The sequence below is a fragment of the Micromonospora sp. NPDC048935 genome (assembly GCF_043197875.1).
GTDB lineage: Bacteria > Actinomycetota > Actinomycetes > Mycobacteriales > Micromonosporaceae > Micromonospora.
On sequence record NZ_JBICTZ010000011.1, the window covers coordinates 81,230 to 101,942 of the forward strand.

26 protein-coding genes and 1 riboswitch are annotated in these 20,713 nt (G+C 72.3%); of the genes, 13 read left to right on the forward strand and 13 right to left on the reverse strand.

Going from position 1 to position 20,713, the window contains the following annotated elements; translation table 11 throughout:
* Positions 1-44: 44 nt before the first annotated feature.
* The 5 genes from recO to ACGFIW_RS26610 all read left to right on the forward strand — a co-directional run bounded on the left by recO (position 45) and on the right by ACGFIW_RS26610 (position 3,461).
* Positions 45-911, forward strand: a complete 867-nt coding sequence (recO, locus tag ACGFIW_RS26590) for a DNA repair protein RecO (RefSeq protein WP_393321032.1) — start codon at positions 45-47, stop codon at positions 909-911.
* Between the two features lie 4 nt (positions 912-915).
* A complete protein-coding gene (locus ACGFIW_RS26595) occupies positions 916-1,728 on the forward strand; it encodes an isoprenyl transferase (RefSeq protein ID WP_393321035.1) in 813 nt (270 codons plus the stop codon).
* A gap of 71 nt (positions 1,729-1,799) precedes the next feature.
* Positions 1,800-1,985 carry a hypothetical protein gene (locus ACGFIW_RS26600; protein WP_179780512.1) on the forward strand — a complete coding sequence of 62 codons (186 nt, stop codon included), beginning with the start codon at positions 1,800-1,802 and terminating at the stop codon, positions 1,983-1,985.
* A gap of 517 nt (positions 1,986-2,502) precedes the next feature.
* Positions 2,503-2,703 carry a thioredoxin reductase gene (locus ACGFIW_RS26605; RefSeq protein WP_393321037.1) on the forward strand — a complete coding sequence of 67 codons (201 nt, stop codon included), beginning with the start codon at positions 2,503-2,505 and terminating at the stop codon, positions 2,701-2,703.
* Positions 2,700-3,461 carry a pirin family protein gene (locus ACGFIW_RS26610; protein ID WP_393321040.1) on the forward strand — a complete coding sequence of 254 codons (762 nt, stop codon included), beginning with the start codon at positions 2,700-2,702 and terminating at the stop codon, positions 3,459-3,461. The genes ACGFIW_RS26605 and ACGFIW_RS26610 overlap by 4 nt, the downstream gene beginning before the upstream one ends.
* A gap of 120 nt (positions 3,462-3,581) precedes the next feature.
* Here ACGFIW_RS26610 and gndA read toward each other — a convergent pair whose 3' ends face one another.
* Complete coding sequence (gndA, locus tag ACGFIW_RS26615) at positions 3,582-5,024, reverse strand: NADP-dependent phosphogluconate dehydrogenase (RefSeq protein ID WP_393321043.1); 1,443 nt, start codon at positions 5,022-5,024, stop codon at positions 3,582-3,584.
* Between the two features lie 187 nt (positions 5,025-5,211).
* Entirely contained in the window at positions 5,212-5,508 is a 297-nt protein-coding gene (locus tag ACGFIW_RS26620; protein ID WP_357077142.1) for a thiamine-binding protein, read from the reverse strand.
* A 290-nt stretch (positions 5,509-5,798) separates the two neighbouring features.
* On the opposite strand from ACGFIW_RS26620, the gene ACGFIW_RS26625 reads away from it, so the two are divergent.
* Entirely contained in the window at positions 5,799-6,260 is a 462-nt protein-coding gene (locus tag ACGFIW_RS26625) for a hypothetical protein (protein ID WP_393321047.1), read from the forward strand.
* A gap of 305 nt (positions 6,261-6,565) precedes the next feature.
* Here the strand turns inward: ACGFIW_RS26625 and ACGFIW_RS26630 are convergent, their stop codons facing one another.
* The 3 genes from ACGFIW_RS26630 to ACGFIW_RS26640 form a co-directional block, all read right to left on the reverse strand.
* A complete protein-coding gene (locus tag ACGFIW_RS26630) occupies positions 6,566-7,366 on the reverse strand; it encodes an energy-coupling factor transporter transmembrane component T family protein (protein WP_393321050.1) in 801 nt (266 codons plus the stop codon).
* Complete coding sequence (locus tag ACGFIW_RS26635; protein ID WP_393321514.1) at positions 7,363-8,967, reverse strand: ABC transporter ATP-binding protein; 1,605 nt, start codon at positions 8,965-8,967, stop codon at positions 7,363-7,365. Before ACGFIW_RS26635 ends, ACGFIW_RS26630 begins: the two co-directional genes overlap by 4 nt.
* Positions 8,968-9,081: 114 nt before the next feature.
* Positions 9,082-9,675 carry an ECF transporter S component gene (locus ACGFIW_RS26640; RefSeq protein WP_393321053.1) on the reverse strand — a complete coding sequence of 198 codons (594 nt, stop codon included), beginning with the start codon at positions 9,673-9,675 and terminating at the stop codon, positions 9,082-9,084.
* Positions 9,676-9,750: 75 nt separating this feature from the next.
* A riboswitch (TPP riboswitch) is annotated at positions 9,751-9,855 on the reverse strand.
* Between the two features lie 106 nt (positions 9,856-9,961).
* Between ACGFIW_RS26640 and ACGFIW_RS26645 the strand changes: the two genes are divergently transcribed.
* The 5 genes from ACGFIW_RS26645 to ACGFIW_RS26665 all read left to right on the forward strand — a co-directional run bounded on the left by ACGFIW_RS26645 (position 9,962) and on the right by ACGFIW_RS26665 (position 15,128).
* Positions 9,962-10,792, forward strand: coding sequence for an alpha/beta fold hydrolase (locus tag ACGFIW_RS26645; protein WP_393321056.1), 831 nt, complete (start codon positions 9,962-9,964; stop codon positions 10,790-10,792).
* Positions 10,793-10,821: 29 nt separating this feature from the next.
* Positions 10,822-11,628, forward strand: coding sequence for an aminoglycoside N(3)-acetyltransferase (locus ACGFIW_RS26650; protein WP_393321059.1), 807 nt, complete (start codon positions 10,822-10,824; stop codon positions 11,626-11,628).
* Complete coding sequence (locus ACGFIW_RS26655) at positions 11,625-12,374, forward strand: sugar isomerase domain-containing protein (protein WP_393321062.1); 750 nt, start codon at positions 11,625-11,627, stop codon at positions 12,372-12,374. Before ACGFIW_RS26650 ends, ACGFIW_RS26655 begins: the two co-directional genes overlap by 4 nt.
* A gap of 139 nt (positions 12,375-12,513) precedes the next feature.
* A complete protein-coding gene (locus tag ACGFIW_RS26660; protein WP_393321065.1) occupies positions 12,514-13,017 on the forward strand; it encodes a DUF6328 family protein in 504 nt (167 codons plus the stop codon).
* Between the two features lie 104 nt (positions 13,018-13,121).
* Positions 13,122-15,128, forward strand: coding sequence for an acyl-CoA dehydrogenase family protein (locus tag ACGFIW_RS26665; RefSeq protein ID WP_393321068.1), 2,007 nt, complete (start codon positions 13,122-13,124; stop codon positions 15,126-15,128).
* 111 nt (positions 15,129-15,239) lie between these two features.
* Here the strand turns inward: ACGFIW_RS26665 and ACGFIW_RS26670 are convergent, their stop codons facing one another.
* The 8 genes from ACGFIW_RS26670 to ACGFIW_RS26705 form a co-directional block, all read right to left on the reverse strand.
* Positions 15,240-15,407 carry a hypothetical protein gene (locus ACGFIW_RS26670; RefSeq protein WP_393321071.1) on the reverse strand — a complete coding sequence of 56 codons (168 nt, stop codon included), beginning with the start codon at positions 15,405-15,407 and terminating at the stop codon, positions 15,240-15,242.
* 145 nt (positions 15,408-15,552) lie between these two features.
* Complete coding sequence (locus tag ACGFIW_RS26675) at positions 15,553-16,161, reverse strand: hypothetical protein (RefSeq protein WP_393321074.1); 609 nt, start codon at positions 16,159-16,161, stop codon at positions 15,553-15,555.
* A gap of 51 nt (positions 16,162-16,212) precedes the next feature.
* Positions 16,213-16,617 carry a Fur family transcriptional regulator gene (locus ACGFIW_RS26680; RefSeq protein WP_357077180.1) on the reverse strand — a complete coding sequence of 135 codons (405 nt, stop codon included), beginning with the start codon at positions 16,615-16,617 and terminating at the stop codon, positions 16,213-16,215.
* Positions 16,614-16,913 (reverse strand): metalloregulator ArsR/SmtB family transcription factor, encoded by a 300-nt coding sequence (locus ACGFIW_RS26685; protein ID WP_355030824.1) that lies wholly within the window; start codon positions 16,911-16,913, stop codon positions 16,614-16,616. Before ACGFIW_RS26685 ends, ACGFIW_RS26680 begins: the two co-directional genes overlap by 4 nt.
* 37 nt (positions 16,914-16,950) lie before the next feature.
* Entirely contained in the window at positions 16,951-17,823 is an 873-nt protein-coding gene (locus ACGFIW_RS26690; protein WP_393321078.1) for a metal ABC transporter permease, read from the reverse strand.
* Positions 17,824-17,826: 3 nt separating this feature from the next.
* Complete coding sequence (locus tag ACGFIW_RS26695) at positions 17,827-18,588, reverse strand: metal ABC transporter ATP-binding protein (RefSeq protein WP_393321081.1); 762 nt, start codon at positions 18,586-18,588, stop codon at positions 17,827-17,829.
* Positions 18,585-19,526 carry a metal ABC transporter substrate-binding protein gene (locus ACGFIW_RS26700; protein WP_393321084.1) on the reverse strand — a complete coding sequence of 314 codons (942 nt, stop codon included), beginning with the start codon at positions 19,524-19,526 and terminating at the stop codon, positions 18,585-18,587. Before ACGFIW_RS26700 ends, ACGFIW_RS26695 begins: the two co-directional genes overlap by 4 nt.
* A gap of 54 nt (positions 19,527-19,580) precedes the next feature.
* Positions 19,581-19,838, reverse strand: a complete 258-nt coding sequence (locus ACGFIW_RS26705; RefSeq protein ID WP_357077194.1) for a hypothetical protein — start codon at positions 19,836-19,838, stop codon at positions 19,581-19,583.
* Positions 19,839-19,867: 29 nt separating this feature from the next.
* Between ACGFIW_RS26705 and ACGFIW_RS26710 the strand changes: the two genes are divergently transcribed.
* A complete protein-coding gene (locus ACGFIW_RS26710) occupies positions 19,868-20,209 on the forward strand; it encodes an antibiotic biosynthesis monooxygenase (protein ID WP_354979695.1) in 342 nt (113 codons plus the stop codon).
* Between the two features lie 24 nt (positions 20,210-20,233).
* A complete protein-coding gene (locus ACGFIW_RS26715; RefSeq protein WP_393321087.1) occupies positions 20,234-20,713 on the forward strand; it encodes a hypothetical protein in 480 nt (159 codons plus the stop codon).

The following is a 20,713-nucleotide window of genomic DNA, read 5'->3' on the forward strand; positions in this document are numbered from 1 at the left end:
CCCCGAACCAACCCTGATTTCACACCCCGAGGGAGAATGGCCCGATGGCCGGGTACCGCCGACAGCTCTACCGCGACGACGCGGTGGTGCTGCGTGTGCAAAAGCTCGGCGAGTCTGACCGGATCATCACCCTGCTCACCCGTCGGCACGGCCGGCTGCGCGCGGTGGCCCGGGGGATCCGCCGCACCACCAGCAAGTTCGGCGCCCGGCTGGAGCCGTTCGGCCACGTCGACCTCCAGCTCGCCGGCGACCCGAAGGGCAACCACGGCAGCTCGCTGCACAGCGTCAGCCAGGTCGAGGGCATCGACCTGTACGGTAAGCGGTTCCTCGGGGACTATCCCCGCTACACGGCGGCCAGTGCGATCGCCGAGACCGCCGAGCGGCTGACCCCGGTCGAGCGGGAGCCGTCGCTGCGGCTGTTCCAGCTCACCGTCGGCGCGCTGAAGGCGCTGTCCCGGGGCGAGCACGCCACCACGCTGGTCCTCGACGCGTACCTGCTGCGCGGGATGACCCTCGCCGGCTGGGCGCCGGCGCTGATCGCCTGTGCGGTCTGCGGCACCCCCGGGCGACACCGGGCGTTCTCGGTTCCGGCCGGTGGCGCGGTCTGTCCGGACTGCCGGCCACCCGGCGCGGCCCACCCCGCGCCGGCCACCATCGACCTGATGTCCGCGCTGACCACCGGCGACTGGGTGCTCGCCGACGCCACCGACACCGGCGTACGCCGGGAGTGCAGTGGGCTGGTCGCGGCTCACCTGCAGTGGCACCTGGAGCGCGCGCTACGCTCGCTGCCGCTGGTCGACCGGGGTCCCTCGGCGGCCGGCACGGCCTCGCCGCCGGACGGCACCGGGGTCGTGGTGCTCCGGCCGCGTGGCGACGTCGAGGCCGGGGCGGACGGCACGAACAGGGAGTGACCGAGTGATCCGATCGAAGAGGGGTGGCCGGCGCGAGCCGACGCCGCCGACACCGCACCCGTCCGGCGCCCGGCCGCCGGCACTGCCCACCGAGGCGGTGCCGAAGCACGTGGCGGTGGTGATGGACGGCAACGGTCGGTGGGCCAAGGATCGCGGACTCCCCCGCACCAAGGGGCACGAGGCGGGGGAGCACAGTCTCTTCGACACCATCGAGGGCGCGATCGAGATGGGCATCCCGTACCTGACGGCGTACGCGTTCTCCACCGAGAACTGGCGGCGCTCGCCCGACGAGGTCCGGTTCCTGATGGGGTTCAACCGGGACGTGATCCGTCGTCGCCGTGACCAGTTGGTCGACCTCGGCGTACGGGTGGTCTGGTCGGGTCGGTCCGGCCGGTTGTGGAAGAGCGTCATCTCCGAGTTGCAGACCGCCGAGGAGATGTCCCAGGACAACTCGACGTTGACCCTGCAGTTCTGCGTCAACTACGGCGGGCAGGCCGAGATCGGCGACGCGGCCGCCGCGATCGCCCGCGACGTGGCCGCCGGCCGACTGGATCCGGCCAAGGTCACCGAGAAGACCGTGGCGAAATACCTCTACCACCCGGAGATCCCGGAGGTGGACCTGTTCCTGCGCCCCTCCGGGGAGGAACGGATCTCCAACTTCATGCTCTGGCAGTCCGCGTACGCCGAGCTGGTCTTCTTGGACACGCTCTGGCCCGACTTCGACCGCCGCCACCTCTGGTACGCGTGCGAGTTGTACGCGCAACGCGACCGACGCTTCGGCGGGGCACTGCCCAACCCGGTCGCCCCGGTGATCTGAGCCGACGCGCTTACTCTTCCGTCACTCTGGGTATCACCCATGTCAGAAGCCACTGACGGAGGTGAACCCACATGATCCAGAAGCGCATTGCCCAGTGGGCGGTGATGGCGGTCGCGGTGCCCCTGGCGGCTGCCGGTGCCCGCCGGCTCAGCCACACCCTGGAGGCCCGCCGTGGTCCCTCCGGGGTGACCCGGTTGCTCACGAAGGGCGCGGACCTGATGCGTCCCCAGAAGGCCAAGCGTCGCCGCTTCTTCTGATCAGCCCCCCGCCCGTCCCCGGCGCCGCCCGCACCCCCCGGTGCAGGCGGCGCCGTCCCATCCCCACCCCACCTCGCCTTGCCCCGTCCCGCCTTGCCTTGCCCCGTCCCGCCTTGCCCCGTCCCGTCCCGCCCTGCGTACCGCGCGCCCCGTCCCGCCCTGCCCCACCCCGCCCTGCCTGCCGCGCAAGGCCCACCCTCGCCCTCGCCGATCTTGCAGTTTCTGTCACCGATTCATACCGGTATGCCGGCAATGCGGGGACAGAATGTGCAAGATCGCGGGGCGCGGCCGGGTACGGCGGGGCTCGGCGAGGCGGGGCGCGCACCGCGGCGGCGGGACGAGGCGCGGCGGGGCGCGGCGAGGTGGCGTGGCGGGGCGGGGCGAGGTGGCGTGGCGGGGCAGAGCGGGGTGGGTGCGGTCGTTTTCGGGTGTTGCGGAAGGGGGGCGGGTAGGGTCCGGTTGTGGTGGGACGACGGCGGTTGGGGTGGAAATGCGGGATCTCCGGTTCAAAATGATCATGGCGTTGAACGCCGCCGATCTGGGTGAGCCGATCTGTGCGCAGGTGGCCGACATCTGTGCCGAGATCGCCGAGCAGCACTGCGCCGAGTTCGGTCACACACCGCAGATCCGCACCGGTGAGATCGCCGAGCTGGCCACCGGCGATCCGGCCCTGGCCTGGGCGCCGTCGACCCCGGACGCCGGGCAGCGTGCCTGGTGACCGCGCCAGCTCCCGCCGTCGACGTGCGTCGCGCCGATGATCGCTTCGCCACCCGGATCTCCTGGCTGGACTCCAAGCACTCGTTCTCGTTCTCCCGGCACTACGACCCGGCCAACACCCACCACGGTCTGCTGCTGGTCAACAACGACGACGTGGTGCGCCCGGGGGCGGGCTTCGAAACCCACCCGCACCAGGACATGGAGATCATCACCTGGGTACTGCGCGGCTCCCTGGTGCACCAGGACTCCACCGGGCACTCCGGGGTGATCTACCCGGGCCTGGCTCAGCGGATGAGCGCCGGCACCGGGATCCTGCACTCGGAGAAGAACGACGCCTGGCGGCTCAACAACCAGGAGCCGCACACCGATCCGGTGCACTTCGTGCAGATGTGGGTGGTCCCCGACGAGCAGGGAGACGATCCCGGCTACGAGCAACTGGAGATCGAGGACGAACTCCTCCGCGGCGGCCTGGTGCCGGTCGCCTCCGGAATGGACCGCTACGACGGTGCGTCCGCGATCCGGATCCGCAACCGGTACGCGACCCTGCACGCCGCCCGTCTCGCCCCCGGCGACGAGGTCACCATCCCCGACGCACCCTTCGTGCACCTGTACGTGCCCAACGGCACGGTGACTCTGGAGGGCAGCGGCCCGCTCGGCACCGGCGACGCGGTCCGGCTCACCAGGACCGGAGGCCGGCGGGTCACCGCCGACGAACCGGCCGAGATCCTCGTCTGGGAGATGCACGCCACCGTCGCCTGACCGTTCACCCGGAGCGCGCCCATGATCGCACCCGAACATGGATGTAGTGGCCTCCCGAGAACGGAAGGCCACTACATCATCGATCGAGCACGATCACGGCGCCGCGGGGCGCCGCGCCGACTACGCCGGAGACTCGGTGCGGTCGGCGGCCCAGGTGGTGTGGAACGAGCCCTCGCGGTCCACCCGCTGGTAGGTGTGCGCGCCGAAGTTGTCCCGCAGACCCTGGATCAGCGCGGCGGGCAGACGCTCGGCGCGCAGCGCGTCGAAGTACGCCAGCGACGACGAGAACGCCGGCGTCGGCACCCCGGCCCGGGTCGCGTCGGCCACCACCCGCCGCCAACTCGGCACGCCAGCGGCGACCGCCTCGGCGAAGTACGGCGCCACCAGCAGCGTCGGCAGGTCCGGCTTCTCGTCGTACGCCTCGCGGATGCGGTCGAGGAAGCGGGCCCGGATGATGCAGCCGCCCCGCCAGATCGTCGCCGTGCCACCGAGGTTGATGTCCCAGTTGTACTCCTGGCTGCCGGCGCGAATGTGGTCGAAGCCCTGCGCGTACGCGACGATCTTTGAAGCGAGCAGCGCCCGGCGGACGTCCTCGACGAACGCGTCCCGGTCGGCGACCTGCCACTTCTCACCCGCGTCCGGGAAGGCCCGGCGAGCGGCCTCGCGCTGGTCGACGTGCCCGGAGAGCGAGCGGGCGAAGGTCGCCTCGGCGATTCCGGTGATCGGGATGCCCAGGTCCAGGGCGCTCTGCACGGTCCACCGGCCGGTGCCCTTCTGCTCGGCCCGGTCCTGCACGATGTCGACGAACGGGCGGCCCGTCGCCGCGTCGGTGTGCGCGAGCACATCGGCGGTGATCTCGATGAGGAACGACTCCAACTCGCCGCCGTTCCAGTCGCGGAAGATCTCCGCGATCTCCGCCGGCTTCGCGCCCAGACCGGCCCGAAGCAGGTCGTACGCCTCGGCGATGAGCTGCATGTCGGCGTACTCGATGCCGTTGTGCACCATCTTGACGAAGTGCCCGGCGCCGTCCGGCCCGACATGGGTGCAGCACGACACGCCGTCCACCTGGGCGGCGATCTTCTCGAACATCGGCCCGAGCTTGGCGTACGACTCGGCGGAACCGCCGGGCATGATGCTCGGCCCGAGCAGCGCGCCCTCCTCGCCACCGGAGACGCCGGTGCCACTGAAGTGCAGCCCCTGCGCGCGCAGCGCCTCCTCCCGACGACGGGTGTCGGCGAAGTGGGCGTTGCCGCAGTCGACGATGATGTCGCCCTCCTCCAGCAGCGGCACCAACTCGTCGATCACGGCGTCGGTGGGCGCACCCGCCTTGACCATCACGATCACCGCGCGGGGCCGCTCCAGCGACGCCACGAAGTCGGCCATCGTCTCGCCGGGCACGAACGTGCCCTCGTCGCCATGCTCGGCGACCAGGCTCCGGGTGCGCGCGGGCGTCCGGTTGTGCACCGCCACCGTGAAGCCGTTGCGGGCCAGGTTGCGGGCCAGATTGCGGCCCATCACCGCCAACCCGGTCACACCGATCTGCGCCGTCGCCTGCTCAGCCATTCGTGCCGCCACCTCTCGTCACCACTATCAGCGTTTGGAAACTTACCGTGATGTGAGCCGATATGGACCAGTGATCCACCTCCCGTTTCTGCGAACACCATGCGCGTTGCGCATGGTGGCCCGGGTACTCCGCAGTGGAGCCGGTAGGCCGTGCAGGGAAACCTGTGGCCAACCCGTGCCGCGCGCGTCAGCCTTCGGCGAGACGGGCTTCGATCCGGGCGATCTTCCCGTTGAGCGCGTCGGTGACCCCGGGCCGAACGTCGGCCTTGAGCACCACACTCACCCGGGGTGCCTGCGCGGCGACCACGTCGACCGCCCGTTTCACCACCGCCATCACCTCGTCCCACTCACCCTCGACGGTGGTGAACATCGCATCGGTCCGGTTGGGAAGGCCGGAGGCACGGACCACCCGCACCGCCTCGGCGACCAGGTCGCCCACGGAGTCGTCACCGCCGAGCGGGGTAATCGAGAACGCGATAAGCATGTGCCGATCGTGCCAGTAAAAACGGATGCGCGTCCGGTCGGGCGGTGGCTAGGGTACGGACATGCGTAACTGACGCCCCACCTCCGAGCCGGCCCGCCGTCCCGCGTCGCGGTCCGTGCGCTCCCGGGCGTCCCGCATCTCCTCCCCGCCGTTCGGCGGCGCTGGTCTGCCTGGTCCCGGTGAGCAGTCCCTTCCCCTTTCGGCCGTCGCGCAACGACGGTCACCAGCCGATCCGACCGACCGCCGCAGCGCGGGGCCGGCCGTGCCGGTCGGCATTGACGGAGGTTCGGATGCCTGCGAGGCGTAACCCGAAGAAGTCCCGTACCCCGAAAGCGACGCCGCTCGGCATCGGCCCGGCGGCCGGCCACGGCCTGCTCCCACCCACCCTCCCCGACCGGGACCGCGCGCTCGAGCCGCCCCTGCGGCCGGAACCGGCAGTGCTGGCTGGGCTGGCGCTGCCGGCGCCTGTGCCGGACGAGACGGCTGCCCCGGTCGGTGTGCCGGTGCCGGTCGACGTGCCGGCGGTTGTCGACGTGCCGGCGATGGGAGATTTGCCGACGGTCGTCGGCGTGCCGGTGGTTGTCGATGTGCCGGTGGTTGTCGACGTGCCGGCGGTGGGAGGTCTGCCGAAGCCGGTCGGGCGACCGAAGGCACCGACGGCAGGCCCGCCGCAGAGTGGCGGCAACCGCTCCGGCGGCGGACGCAGCCAGCAAGCCGGCCAGACCCGCCGCTACGCCTTCCGCCGCAGCTGATCGAGCAGCCCGTCGCCCCCAGCCCCACCTCGCCCCCGCGATCTTGCACTTTCTGCCCCGGCAAAAACTGACGTACCAGGATGAATCAGCGACAGAAACTGCAAGATCGACGGGGCGGCGCGGGGGTGGGGTGGCAGCAATATTGGGGATGTAGTGGCCTTCTTTGAGGGCGAGGCCCCTGAATCTCTGATGTTGTGCGGATCTTGCTGGCCGGTGGTGGCCCCGGGGGCATGCCGTCGGTCGTCGGCAGTCGGCGGGCGAACGGCGGGCCAGCCGGTAGGTGGCGGGCCGCAGTCGACTGGGGTTTAGCTGATCAAGGGGCGGAAGGTGCCCGCGATGATGCTTGTGGCGAGGGCGGCGCCGGCCAGCACCACCGCCCCGGCGATGAGGAGCGCGTCGGCGCGGGTGAAGTGCTGACGGCGGGCGACGGTGCGAGGTGTGCCGGCGTCGAAACCGCGGGCGTCCATCGCCACGGCGAGCCTGGTGCCCCGGCGGATCGCTCCGACCAGCAGCGCGAACGCCGTGGAGGCGAACAGTCGCAGCTTCGCGACCGGGTTGCGGCCCGCGTCGACGCCGCGTGCGCGTCGGGCCATGCTGATCATCTGCCACTCCTGACCGAGTAGCGGCACCAGACGGAACGCGGCCAGGGCCCCGATGGCGAACCGGGCCGGCGCCTTCACGTTCTGGATCAACGCGTCGGCCAGGTCGGTGGGGTCGGTGGTCGCGAAGACGATCACACCGGGGAGGGCCACCGCGAAGACCCGCAGCACCAGGCCGAGGGCGGTGAGCAGCACGCCGGTGGTCACCAGGATCGGTCCCGCGTCCAGCAGGACCCTGCCGGACCGGTCGGCGGCGAAGAGCACCAGGGTGACCAGGATGCCGGCGGCACTGAGGAGCAGGGGCCAGGCCCGTCGGGCCAGCACCCGGTAGCCGATGCCGAACAGCGGCAGCACGGCGAGTTCGAGCGCGATGGCGATCGCCGGGGCCAGCGGGTCCAGGGTGGCCAGCAAAGTGAACGAGAAGACCAGCGCGGCGGCGACCTTCGCCACTGGGTTGCGGCGGGCCAACGGCGCACCGGGCGCGGCGACCGGCTCGATGCTGATCATCGGACGTCGTCCCGGCCCGGCTGGCCCGCCGGCCTTGCAGGCCGATCGTCTGCCGTCGGCTGGCCAGGCCGATCGCCTGCCGCCGGCCGTGCAGGCCGATCGTCTGCCGTCGGTTGGCCTGGGCGATTGCCTGCCGCCGGCCGGCCAGGCCGATTGCCGGCCGGGTCGACCGGGTGGACGTCGGTCGCGGCCCGGTGCAGGGTGACGGTGCGGTCGGCGAGCGCGGCCACGAAGTCCGCGTCGTGGGTGACCGCGACCACGCCGTGCCCGGCGTCACGCAGGTCGGCGAAGAGGTCGACCAACTCCCGCCAGGTCCGCCGGTCCTGGCCGAAGGTGGGTTCGTCGCAGATCAGCAGGCGGGGCGCGGTGGCCAGGGCGGTCGCCACGCTCAGCCGCCGCGCCTCACCACCGGAGAGGGTGTACGGGTTGGCAGCGGCGAGGCGGACCAGGCGCAGCCGTTCCAGCAGCCCGGACACGATCTCCTTGACGGCCGACTCGGGTTGACCGGTCCGGCGTGGGCCGAGCGCCAGCTCGTCGAAGACGGTACTGGTGACGAACTGGTGCTCCGGGTCCTGGAAGACCGACCCGATCCGCCGGGCCAGTGCGGGGGCCGGCCACCGGTGCGGGGGAGTGCGGTGGTCGGTGCCGGCCAACTCGACGGATGCGGTGACCCGTCCGGCGCCCGGCCGGAGCAACCCGCCGAGCAGCAACGCCAGGGTCGACTTGCCGGCGCCGTTGGGTCCGCGGACGGCGAGTGCCTCGCCGGCGCGTACCGTCAGGTCGGTGGAGCCCAGCCGGGGCGGCAGGCCGAGCCGGTCGGCGGTGAGCAACAGGTCGCCGGGTGCGGCGGTGGCCGGCCGGGGCGCGATGGGGTGACCGGGCACCCAGACCCCCTCGGCGGCGAGCGTGGCACCGTGGGCGGCGAAGACGGCCTCGGGTGTGCCGTCCGCGCGGACCCCGCCGCCCGGTTCCAGGACGACCACCCGGTCGACGAGCGGCAGCGCCTCGGCGATCCGGTGCTCGACCAGGATCAGCGTGGTGTCGGCGTCCAGCGCGCCGGCCACCGCCTGTCGGATCAGGTCGGCCCCGACCGGGTCGAGGTTCGCGGTCGGCTCGTCGAGCAGCAGCAACTCCGGACGCAGCGCCAGCGCGCCGGCCAGGGCGAGGCGTTGCTGTTCGCCGCCGGAGAGTGCGGCGGTGTGGCGGTCGCGCGGGTATGGGAAGCCGACGCGGCGCAGCGCCTCGTCCACCCGGGGCCAGATCTCGTCGGTTGGTACGCCGCGGTTCTCCAACCCGAACGCGACGTCGTCGCCGCAGCGCGCCATCACCAGCTGGGTTTCCGGGTCCTGGAAGACGATGCCGACGCGTTCCCGTCCCTTGCGCGGGTCGAGTCCGTCGATCTCGACGATGCCCTCCTGCTCGCCGGAGTCCTCGGGGAGCAGCCCGGCCAGCGCGCTGAGCAGGGTGCTCTTACCGGCCCCGGAGGGCCCGAGCAGCAGAACCCGCTCCCCGGCCTCGACCCGCAGGTCAACCCCGCGCACAGCCCAAGCGCGCCGCCCAGCGTGCCGCCACCCAAACCCCCGCAACAAAACCCCGCCCACCAAACCCACCCCCTCCCAGCCCCGGCTCCACCCTGCACTGTCGATCATGAGGTTGACGGTGGTTCTGAAGATCCAACCGCCCGTCAAACTCATGATCGACGCGGTGGAGCGGGGTCAGATCAGTGCTCGGTTCCGGCCTACCGGGAACCGGTCCAGGACTCCGGTCCTGGCCAGGGACTCGGTCAGCAGCCAGCCGCCGGCACCGGCGATCACGGTGGCGCTGACGATGGTGATCAGCGCGTACGGGAGGCGGTAGTCGCTGAGCGCGTAGTCGGCGTTCCAGACGAAGAAGTCGAACAGCGCGGCGCTGAGACCGGTCAGTGCGCCGGCCAGCAGCGCGGTCGGCAGCCGGTACGACCGGTAGCGGAAGGCGGCGAACGCCAGCTCGGCGCCGATGCCCTGCACGATGCCCTGCGGGATCACCGTGCCGGCCCACTGGCTGCCCAGCAGCGCGGAGAGGACCGCGGCCACCGTCTCGCAGTAGAGCGCGGCGCCGGGCTTGCGGATGACCAGGCCGCCGATCACGGCCGGCATCAGCCAGACGCCGTAGAGCAGCGCCTGCGCCGGCGGGAAGAAGGTGAACGCACCCTCGGTGGCGCTCCAGACCAGGCCCCAGGCCCAGAAGATGACGCCGAAGGCGACCGCGATCACCGAGGCGACCACGATGTCGATGGTCCGCCAGCGGCCGCTGTCGGTGGTGGATGTCATGTGTTGCTCCCAGTTCTGACTGCGAACCAGGAGAAGACGCACGCCGCGCGCCCGGTGGCACCGGACGGCGGCGCGGCTGGAGGTCGACCGAACTCCCTGCGCTGGCATTACCCAGATCAGGTTCGAGGGTCTGCGGGCGTGCCCGCACTCTCAGCGCTGTGCGCTCCCCTGTCGGATGTGAAGTTGTCTCGACGACGCTAACACCGACCAGGGGTGCCGGCCTAGCAGGGCTTCCGCCCGTCTCGGCGTGCGGCCGGCCGTACGCCGGCTGGGTAGGCTGACGATCATGCGGGTCGACGCGCGAGGTCTCACGTTCGAGGTAACCGCCGGCGGTCCGGCGGACGGCGTACCCGTCCTGCTGCTGCACGGCTTCCCCCAACACCGGGGCGAATGGGACGACGTGGTGCCCGCGCTGCACGCGGCCGGGCTGCGCACGTACGCGTTGGACCAGCGCGGCTACTCGCCCGGTGCGCGGCCGACCGAGGTGTCCGACTACCGGATCCCCGAGCTGGTGGCCGACGTGGTGGCCGTGCTCGACGCCCTGGGCGTGGACGCCGTCCACCTGGTCGGCCACGACTGGGGCGCGATCGTGGCCTGGGCCGTCGCCGCCGGGCACCCCGACCGGGTCCGCACGCTGACCGCGGTGTCCGTGCCGCATCCGGCCGCCATGGCGTACGCCCTGGCCAACGACGCCCAGCAGAAGGCCCGCTCGTCGTACATCACGTTGTTCCGTAAGCCGGGCACGGCGGAGAGGGTGCTGCTGGCGTGGAACGCTGCCGCGCTGCGCAGGATGCTCGGCGGGGTGGGCGACGCGCCCCGGGTGGACCGCTACGCCGCCCCGATGCGTGCGCCGGGGGCGCTCACCGCCGCGCTGAACTGGTACCGGGCGATGTCCCGCGCCGACCTGGCCGGCGTCGGTCCGGTCGCGGTGCCCACCACCTACGTCTGGAGTGACCGGGACGTGGCCATCGGCCGGAGTGCCGCCGACGCGTGCGCGGCGAACGTCACCGGGGCGTACCGCTTCGTGCGGTTGACCGGTGTGAGTCACTGGATTCCGGACACGGCGCCGGGCCCGCTCGCCGAGGCGATCCTGGCCCGGGCCGCCGGAACGGCCTGAGCCGTGCGGGTCGGTCAGGAAGGGGCACCGTGACGACGGGTACCAGCGGACCGGGCACTCGTCGCTCGATCGCCGCGCAACTGCGCCTGCTGGGCGTACGCCCCGGCGCGACGCTGCTGGTGCACGCCGCGCTGCGTCCGCTGGGCTTCGTCTGCGGCGGGCCGCACGCCGTGGTGCTCGCCCTGCGTGACGCCCTCGGCCCGGACGGCACCATCGTGGTGCCCACCCACACACCCGACAACAGTGACCCCGCGCAGTGGCGCAACCCGCCGGTGCCGGCGGACTGGTGGCCGCTCATCCGCGCCGAGATGCCGGGCTTCGACCCGGCGGTGACCCCGAGCCGGTTCATGGGCGCGCTCGCCGAGGCGGTCCGTGGCTGGCCCGGGGCGCTGCGCAGCTCGCATCCACACGTGTCGTTCGCCGCGCTGGGCCCGGCCGCCGAGCAGGTGGTGGCCGGGCACCGCCTGGCCGACATGCTCGGCGAGGGCTCACCACTGGCCCGGCTCTACGACCTGGACGCCGACGTCCTGCTGCTCGGCGTGGACCACTCGGTGAGCACCTCGCTGCACCTGGCCGAGTACCGCTGCCCGGGTTCGCCCCGGGAGCGGGTCGGCGCGGCGGTGCGGACCGGCGACGGCGGTCGGGAATGGGTGTGGTGGCAGGACGTACGGCTCGACGCGGCCGACTTCGACGCGTTGGGCGTGGACCTGGAGGCCACCGGGGCGGTGCGCACCGGAGCGGTCGGCACCGGGACCGGCAGGTTGATGCGCCAGCGGGCGGCTGTCGACTTCGCCGTGCGCTGGCTGGACCGTAATCGGACGACGGAGGACGCATGACGGTGAGTGCCGAGGCATACCTGGCCGTGGTGACCGAGACGATCGGTCGGGTGGCCGCCAGCCAGCGGGAGGCGGTGGGGCGGGCCGCCGACCTGATCGCCGACGCCGTACGCGCCGACGGGGTGGTGCACGCGTTCGGCACCGGACACTCCGAGGCCCTCGCCATGGAGATCGCCGGCCGGGCGGGTGGGCTGGTGCCGACAAACCGGATCGCGCTGCGTGACCTGGTGCTGCTCGGCGGCGAACCGGCCGAGCGGCTCGGTCCGCTGCTGGAGCGGGACCCGGCGGTGGCCCACCGGCTCTACGAGCTGGCGCCGGTGCGGCCCGCCGACGTCTTCGTGCTCGCCTCGAACTCCGGGGTCAACGGCGCGATGGTGGAGTTCGCCACGCTCGTCAAGGAGCGCGGCCACGCCCTGGTGGCGATCACCTCGGCGCAGCACTCGGGCCGGATGACCTCCCGCCACCCGTCCGGGCGCAAGTTGTCCGACCTCGCGGACGTCGTGCTCGACAACGGTGCGCCGTACGGCGACGCGACGCTGCCGCTGCCCGGCGGCGCCGCGGTCGGCGCGGTCTCCTCGATCACCGCCGCGCTGCTGGCCCAGCAGGTCACGGTGGAGGTGGTGGCGCGGCTGCTGGCGGCGGGGGAGCGGCCGCCGGTCTACCTGTCGGCGAACATCCCCGACGGCGACGCGCACAACACGGAGTTGGAGGCCCGGTACGCCGGTCGTATCCGGCGCGGTTCCTGACGTGGTGCTGATGGCCGAGGTGCGTCGGGAAGGTGAACGACGGATGTCGTGAACCCGTTTCGCGCTCGCCCGGGTGGGGCATTGGCGTTGCTGCCGGCGGCCGGGACCGCCGGCAGTAGCGTCGCACCGGAGGTAGCGCGTGTCCAAGGAGACCGAGAAGCAGCGTTGGCAGCGCAATTTCGCCGACCTGTTGCAGGAGTTGCGGGTCGCGCAGACGGGCGTGCAGATCCTCTTCGCCTTCCTGCTCACCCTGCCGTTCAGTAACGGATTCACCCGGACCAGCGAGTTCCAGCGGGACGTCTACGTCATCGCGCTGCTCGCGGCCGCCGCCGCGACCGCGATGATCATCTCGCCGGTGGCGTTCCACCGGGCGCTGTTCCGGCAGGGGCGCAAGCCGGAGTTGGTCCGCTTCGCGCACCGGATGGCCACCGGTGGTCTCGCCTTCATGCTGATCGCGATGGTCAGCGCGGTGCTGCTGATCACCGACTTCGTGCTGGACCGGCCGATCGCCTTCGTGCTCAGCGCGTTGACCGGGCTGTGGTTCATCACGTTCTGGGTCGCCCTGCCGTTCGCTCGCCGCAACTGGGGTGAGGACGACATCGACGACGAGGACGACGACCCGGACGAGATCGCCGGCCGTTGATCTGGCAGATCTCCGCCGATCGCTACCCCCGGGTAACAACCGGGGGTAGCGTGACGACAGTCGCGCATGTCGACGCAGCCGCAGCGAGGTTCGAGGGGGCAGCCGTGACCACGACGCAGGATGGCCGACCAGCACCGGACGGCCCCGATTCCGACGCCGCACCCCGCACCGCCGGTGCCGCGGCCCCGTTGCCCAAGGAGGCCGGGCAGGTCTCGGAGAAGGAGGCCCGGCAGGTCGCCGAGGCCGCCCGCGAGTCCACCTGGGACCGGCCCAGCTTCGGCAGGGAGCTGTTCCTCGGCCGCCTCCGGCTCGACCTGATCGACCCGTGGCCCCGATCCGATCCCGACGACGTGGCGCGCGCCGAGGAGTTCCTCGGTCGGTTCCGCGCCTTCCTGACCTCCGAGGTGGATGGCGCAGCCATCGAACGCGACGCGTCCATTCCGGACCCGGTGTTCCACGGCCTGGCCGACCTCGGCGCGTTCGGCATGAAGATCGACCGGGAGTACGGCGGGTTGGGGCTGAGCAACCTGCACTACTGCCGGGCGCTGATGCTGGCCGGCTCGGTCAGCCCGGCCATCGGCGCGCTGCTCTCCGCGCACCAGTCGATCGGGGTGCCGCAGCCGCTGAAGATGTTCGGCACCGCCGAGCAGAAGCAGCGCTTCCTGCCCCGGCTCGCCGCCGGCGAGGTGTCCGCGTTCCTGCTCACCGAACCGGACGTCGGCTCCGACCCGGCCCGGCTGGCCACCACCGCCGAGCCGACCGAGGACGGCACCGGCTACCGGCTCAACGGGGTGAAGCTGTGGGCCACCAACGGCACCGTGGCCACCCTGCTGGTGGTGATGGCCCGGGTACCGGCCACCGAGGGGCGGCGGGGCGGGATCACCGCGTTCGTGGTGGACGGCGACAGCGCCGGCATCACCGTCGAGCGGCGCAACGAGTTCGTCGGCCTGCGCGGCCTGGAAAACAGCCTCACCCGGTTCCACGACGTGTTCGTGCCGGCCGAGAACGTCATCGGCGGCGAGGGCAAGGGGCTGAAGATCGCCCTGACCACACTGAACACCGGCCGTCTGTCGTTGCCGGCGATGTGCGTGGGCGCCGGCAAGTGGGCGTTGAACGTGGCCCGGGGCTGGGCCGCCGACCGGGTCCAGTGGGGCCGGCCGGTGGGCGAGCACGAGGCGGTGGCGCAGAAGCTCTCCTTCATCGCCGCCACCACGTACGGCATGGAGACCATGCTCGACCTCTGCTGCCTGCTCGCCGACGACGACCGCAACGACATCCGGATCGAGGCCGCGCTGGTCAAGCTGTACGCCAGCGAGATGGCCTGGAAGATCGGCGACGAGCTGGTCCAGATCCGGGGCGGGCGCGGCTACGAGACGGCCGACTCGTTGGCCGCCCGTGGCGAACGCCCGGCCAACGTCGAGCAGGTGCTCCGCGACCTGCGCATCAACCGGATCTTCGAGGGCTCCACCGAGATCATGCACCTGCTGATCGCGCGGGAGGCGGTCGACGCCCACCTGTCGGTGGCCGGCGACATCATCGACCCGGACGCGGGCCTGGGCCGCAAGGCACGCGCCGGTGCCCGAGCCGGCGCCTTCTACGCGAAGTGGCTGCCCACCCTGGCCCTCGGCCGGGGGCAGAGCCCATCGGCGTACGCCGAGTTCGGGCCGCTCGCCGCGCATCTGCGTCAGGTGGAGCGGTCGTCGCGCAAGCTGGCCCGGTCGACGTTCTACGCGATGTCCCGCTGGCAGGGAAAGATGGAGCGTAAGCAGGCGTTCCTCGGCCGCGTGGTGGACATCGGCGCCGAGTTGTTCGCGATGTCCGCGGTCTGCGTCCGGGCCAACGCCGAGCGGGGCAGCCGCCCGGAAAACGTCGAGCTGGCCGACCTGTTCTGCCGGCAGGCGCGGGTGCGGGTGGACGCCCTGTTCAACGCCCTGTGGGACAACACCGACTCGGTCGACACCGCCGCCGCGAAGCGCATCCTCGCCGGCCGCTACGCGGGCCTGGAGGAGGGCGTGATCACCCCGTCCGACGAACTGCCCTGGGTGGCCCGCTGGTCGCCCGGCCCATCCACCGCCAAGGACGTCCGCCGCCGCATCCCGCCAAAGCCGTGACCGCACCGCCGCCGCATCCCGCCGAAGCGGTGACCGCGCCGCCGCCGGGCACACCCCGAGCCAAGCCGGCCCAGCGGGCCACGGCGCGGGCCCAGCGGGCCACGGCGCAGGTCAGCGGGCGATCGCCCAGGCCAGCACCGCCGCCAGGATCAGGCCGTTGACCGCCGCCAGAGCCAGGTACGCCGCGGGCGGGATCTTCTTGCCCCGGCGGACGAAGGACACGAGGACGGCGGCGTAGCCGAGCAGCAGGACGGCGATGACGACCAGGAAGTAGAACACCCGAAGACCTTAACGGTCCCCGCCGGGAAGACCGAGGTGGCGCGGTGGTCGGCACCGCAGTTGCGTGGATCGGGTGAGGAAAAGTAGGTCAGAGGCAGCACGGGGCCTACTCCTCAGCACCTGATCACCGCACGAGCGGTGGTCGTCAGCGGCTTCGGCTGCGCAGGCCGAGGTGGCGCAGCTCCAGCGCGGCCAGCGCGTCGACTGTCGCGTCGTCGCCGCGCCGCCACGCCTCGGCGACGTCCGGACCGATCCGGGTCAGCCGACCCAGCGGCTGGGTGGCCAGCGCGCGCAGGGCGAGCAGGTCCCGACCGGCCGGCCCGGCGGCCAGCTTCGTGGCCGACCCGGCCCGACGCATCCAGCGGACCCGCAGCGGCAGCCAACCGAGCAGCACGATGCCGAGCGGGAAGATCAGCACCGCGATGGTGAGGGCGAGGGCGAGTTGGTCGACGAGGTGCTGCTGGTCGCGGCCGGCGTCGGCGAGCCCCCGGGCGGCGTCTGCGGCCTGCCGGAAGGGCGCGGTCAGTTCGTCGCCGACCAACGGCACCCGGCGCACCTTGCTGCCGGCGTCGGCGAGGTTGTCGGCGAGCCCGCTACCGGCGCCCTCCAGCTTCTGCCCCGGTACGGCGAGCTTCTGCACCAGGTCGTGCAGCCACAGCGCGCCGCGGATCGCCACGTACACCCAGGCGACGACGAGCAGGTCGGTGAGCAACTGACGGGCGGCGGTCGGAAACCGATCGGCATAGATTTTCACGCCGGACAGCGTGCCACGAACCGAGCGCGGACGGCACGGTCGGATCGACGGTCAGCGGACGCAGGTCGGGCAGGTGCCGAAGATCTCCAGGGTGTGGCTGACGTCGGCGTAGCCGTGCTGCGCGGCGACCCGGTCGGCCCAGCTCTCCACGGCGGGCCCGGCCACCTCGACGGTGCGCCCGCAGGCCCGGCAGACCAGGTGGTGATGGTGCCCCTCGCTGCACCGGCGGTAGAGGTGCTCGCCGCCCGGCGGCCGCATCACGTCGATCTCGCCCGCGTCGGCGAGCCCCTGGAGGGTGCGGTAGACAGTGGTGAGGCCGACCCGCTCGCCGCGCTGGCGCAGCATCGCGTGCAGGTCCTGGGCGCTGTGGAAGCCCTCCATCTCGGCCAGCAGCGCACTCACCGCCGAACGCTGCCGGGTGTTGCGCACCGCGGTGCCGCTCTCGCTCTCGCTCATGATCCCTCCCCGGCGTGGCTGACCGCATCCGCCACGATGTGCGCGACGTGCTCGTCGACCAGGCTGTAGGCGATCTCGCGCCCTCGGCGGGAACCCCGCACCACCCCCGCGCCGCGCAGCACCCGCAGGTGCTGGGAGACCAGCGGTTGCGCGGCACCGAGTTTGTCCACCAGCTCGTGCACGCACCGCTCACCGCTGGCCAGCTCACTGACGATGGCCAGCCGGATGGGCGCCGACAGGGCGCGGAGCAGCTCGCTGGCCCCGTCGAACCCCTCGTAGCCCGTCGCGCTGGTCATCCTGCAACGGTAACCAATACCACCGACGGCGCCCCGCTCAGGATCGGCCCAACACGACCTCGTGGGGTTCCACGGTTGGCGCGGCGGCCGGCGTCGACCGCCGGCGCAGTGTCCGCCAGACCCCACCGGCGACGGCGACCACCAGGAACGAGGCGATCGCGACAAGCACCACCGAGGCGCCCGGCGCGGTGTCCGCCGTGGCCGCCACCCAGATGCCGGAGCCGGCGGCGAAGAACCCGAGGGCCATCGCCGCGGTCATGGTGCTGCGGAAACCCCGCGTGACCTGCTGGGCGGTGGCCACCGGCACCACCATCAGCGCGCTGATCAGCAACACCCCGACGGCCCGCATCGCGATGGTCACGGTGATCGCGGTGGCGACCGCGATCAGCAGGTTCAGCGTGCGCACCGGCAGGCCGGACACCTGGGCGTACTCCTCGTCGTGGCTGACCGCGAAGAGCGCCGGGCGCAGCGCGATCATCGTGACCAGGATCGCCGCGCCGAGCACCGCGATGGTGATCAGGTCGTTTGGCGAGATCGTGGTCAGCGACCCGAACAGGTAGGCGTTCAGGTTCGCGCTCGTCGCGTCGGAGAGGCCGACCAGCAGCACGCCGCCCGCGATGCCACCGTAGAAGAGCAGAGCCAGGGCCAGGTCACCGGAGGTACGCCCACGGGCGCGGACGATCTCGATGGCGATCGCGCCGGCGGTGGCGGCGATCACCGCGACCAGCACCGGCGAGCGGTTGAGCAGCAGGCCCGCCCCGACGCCGGTCAGGGCGACGTGCCCGACACCGTCGCCGATCAGTGCCAGCCGACGCTGCACCAGGTAGATGCCGAGCGCCGGCGCGGCCAGGCCGATCACCAGCGCGCCGATCAGGGCACGCTGCATGTAGGGGTACTGGAAGAGTTCCATTGGTCAGTTGCTCCACAGCCCGGCGGGCTCGTCGTAGCAGTGCGGGTGCACGTGGTCGTGGTCCGGCTCCGCGTGATGGCCGGCCGGGTCCGGCACCGCGCCGTCGTGGGCGATGCGACCCTCGTGGACGACCACCGCCCGGCTGATCACCGGTCGCAGTGGGCCCAGCTCGTGGGCGACGAGCAGCACCGTCCCGCCGCCGCCGACGAAGTCGCGCAGCGCGTCGGCGAACGCCTCCTGGCTGGCCGCGTCCACCCCCGCGGTGGGCTCGTCGAGGACCAGCAGTTCCGGTTGGCCGGCCAGGGCGCGGGCGATCAGTGTGCGTTGCTGCTGGCCGCCGGAGAGGGTGGCCACCGGGTCGCCGGCCCGGTCGGCGAGCCCGACCGCGAGCAGCGCGGCGTCGACGGCGGCACGATCGGCGCGACCCGGCGGGCGGAGCACTCCCCGGCGGGCCAGCCGCCCGGACGCCACCACCTCACGGACTGTCGCGGGCACCCCGCCGCCGGCACCCAGCCGCTGCGGAACGTACCCGATGCGCTGCCACTGTCGGAATCGGCGCAACGGCCGGTCGAAGAGGGTGACCGAGCCGGCGCTGAACGGCACCAGCCCGAGCACGGCGCGGATCAGGGTGGACTTGCCGGAGCCGTTCGCGCCGAGCACCGCGACCACCTCGCCGGCGGTCACGGTGAGCGAGATGTCCCGGAGCACGGGGCGGCCGTCGTAGCCGACCACCCCGTGCTCGACGGTGATGACAGGTGAGGTCACGAGCAGCCCAGGGCCGTCTGTAGGGTCCGCAGGTTGGTACGCATCACCGAAAGGTAGTCCCCGTCGCTGCCGGCGGCGAGTCCTTCGATCGGGTCCAGTACGGCGGTCTTCGCGCCGACCTGACCGGCGATGGTCTCGGCGACCTTCGGGCTGACCAGGGTTTCGAAGAAGATCGTGGTGGCGTGGTGCTCCTTCGCCTCCTCGATCGCGTGCGCGAGCCGCTGCGGCGAGGGCTCGACGTCGGGGCTCAGCCCGGTGATGCCGACCTGGTCGAGCTGGTAGCGGTCGGCGAGGTAGCCGAACGCGGCGTGGCTGGTCACGATCTCCCGCCGTTGGCAGGTCGCCAGGCCGTGCGTGAACTCACCGTCCAGGGTCGTCAGGTCGGCGCGCAGCGCCTCCGCCCGCGCGGTGTAGTCGGCGGCGTGCTTCGCGTCGGCCTTGCCGAGCCGCTGGGCGAGCTGGTCGCCGATGCCGGCCAGCCGGGTCGGGTCGAGCCAGACGTGCGGGTCCTTGCCGCCGCTCTCCTCGGCGTGCCCCTCCTCGCCCTCGTGGTCGTGCCCGCCGGCGGAGGCGTCCAGCAGCGGCTGCACGCTCGTCACGTCGAACGCCCGGTCGCCGCCGTTCTGGGCGACGGCGTCGTCCACCGCCGGCTGGAAACCCTTCAGGTAGACGATCAGCTCGGCCTCGCTGACCTGGCCGACCTGGCTCGGGTTGAGCTCCAGGTCGTGCGGCTCGGCACCGGGCTTGGCCAGGTTGGTCACCCGAACCGCGTCGCCGCCGATCCGCTCGGCCAGGAACTGGAGGGGGTAGAACGCTGCCACCACGTCGACCCGTTCGGGGTCGGCGCCGCCGGCGCTGGTGGAGCAGCCGGCCCCGGCCCCCAGGGTGAGGAGGGCGGTGACGGCGGCCAGGACACGGATCGTGGTGCGGTTGCTCATGTCGCCAACTGTCCGTGGCAACGATAATGATTGTCAAAAACGCATGATTGCATGTCAGAGCAGCTTCGCGAGGCCCACCGTCACCAGCAGCGTGAGCATCACCAGCCGGATCAGCCGGGTCTGCGGCGCCTGAACCGCCCAGGTCGTCGCCAACAGGGCGATCAGGACGGCGGCGAGCGCGAGCGTCAGCAGCCCGCCGATCACCCCGGGCGTGAAGAACGCCACCAGCACCACCACCAGGGTGATCAGGAACACCGACGTCGGGTTGGCCCCGGCCAACCGGGCCAGCAGAGGGCGCTGCGTACGCTGCATCCCACAGACTCTACGAGGAGGGACACCCGTTGCTGGTGACCAACCGGTTCGTGGTCGACGTCGATGTCGCCGACGACTTCACCGAACGGGCGCACGCCGCCCTCACCGCACTTGCCGCCTGCCCCGGCTACCTGCGCGGTCAACTGGTCCGGGCGCTCGACGACCCCCGGTACTGGTCGCTGGTCACCGAGTGGGAGTCGGTCGGCACCTACCGCCGGGCACTGGGCGCCTTCGAGGTCAAGGTCAGCGCCGTACCGTTGCTCGCCGAGTCGGTCGACGAGCCCTCCGCGTACGAGGCGCTGGCCACCGCCGCCCCCGGCGGGGCCGTGGTCGTCGCCGAGAGTGATCGGGCTGCGGGTCCTTACCGCTGAGCCGGCGGACACTACGCTGCTCCTATGACCGCACCCGCCCCGCCACCCGGTCCCGGCGTGGCTCCGCCGTTCGCCGCGCCGCCCACCGAGGGGCGCCGGACCCGGCTCTGGATCGGCCTCGGCGTCGGCGCGCTCGCCGTGGTGCTCTGCTGCGGTGGGGGTGGCAGCGCCGTCGTCGGCCTGGCCGTCACCGGCGTGCAGGCGGTCCGGGAGCAGGCCCGCACCGTGACCGGTGACTACTACCAGGCGCTTGTCGAGCGAAACTACGGGCGGGCGTACGAGCAGCTCTGCGACGACGCGCAGCAGCGCGAGTCCCGGCCCGAGTTCGAACGGCGCGCCACCGCCGAACCGCAGGTCACCGCGTTCCGGTTGGGTGAGGTGGACACCATCAACCTGACCATGCCGGTCGACGTGACGCTCGCCGGCGGCGACCGGGAGCAGCAGCAGGTCATCCTGGGGCGCGACGGCCAGACCGGTGGCGTGGAGGTCTGCGGGGTCAGCTGA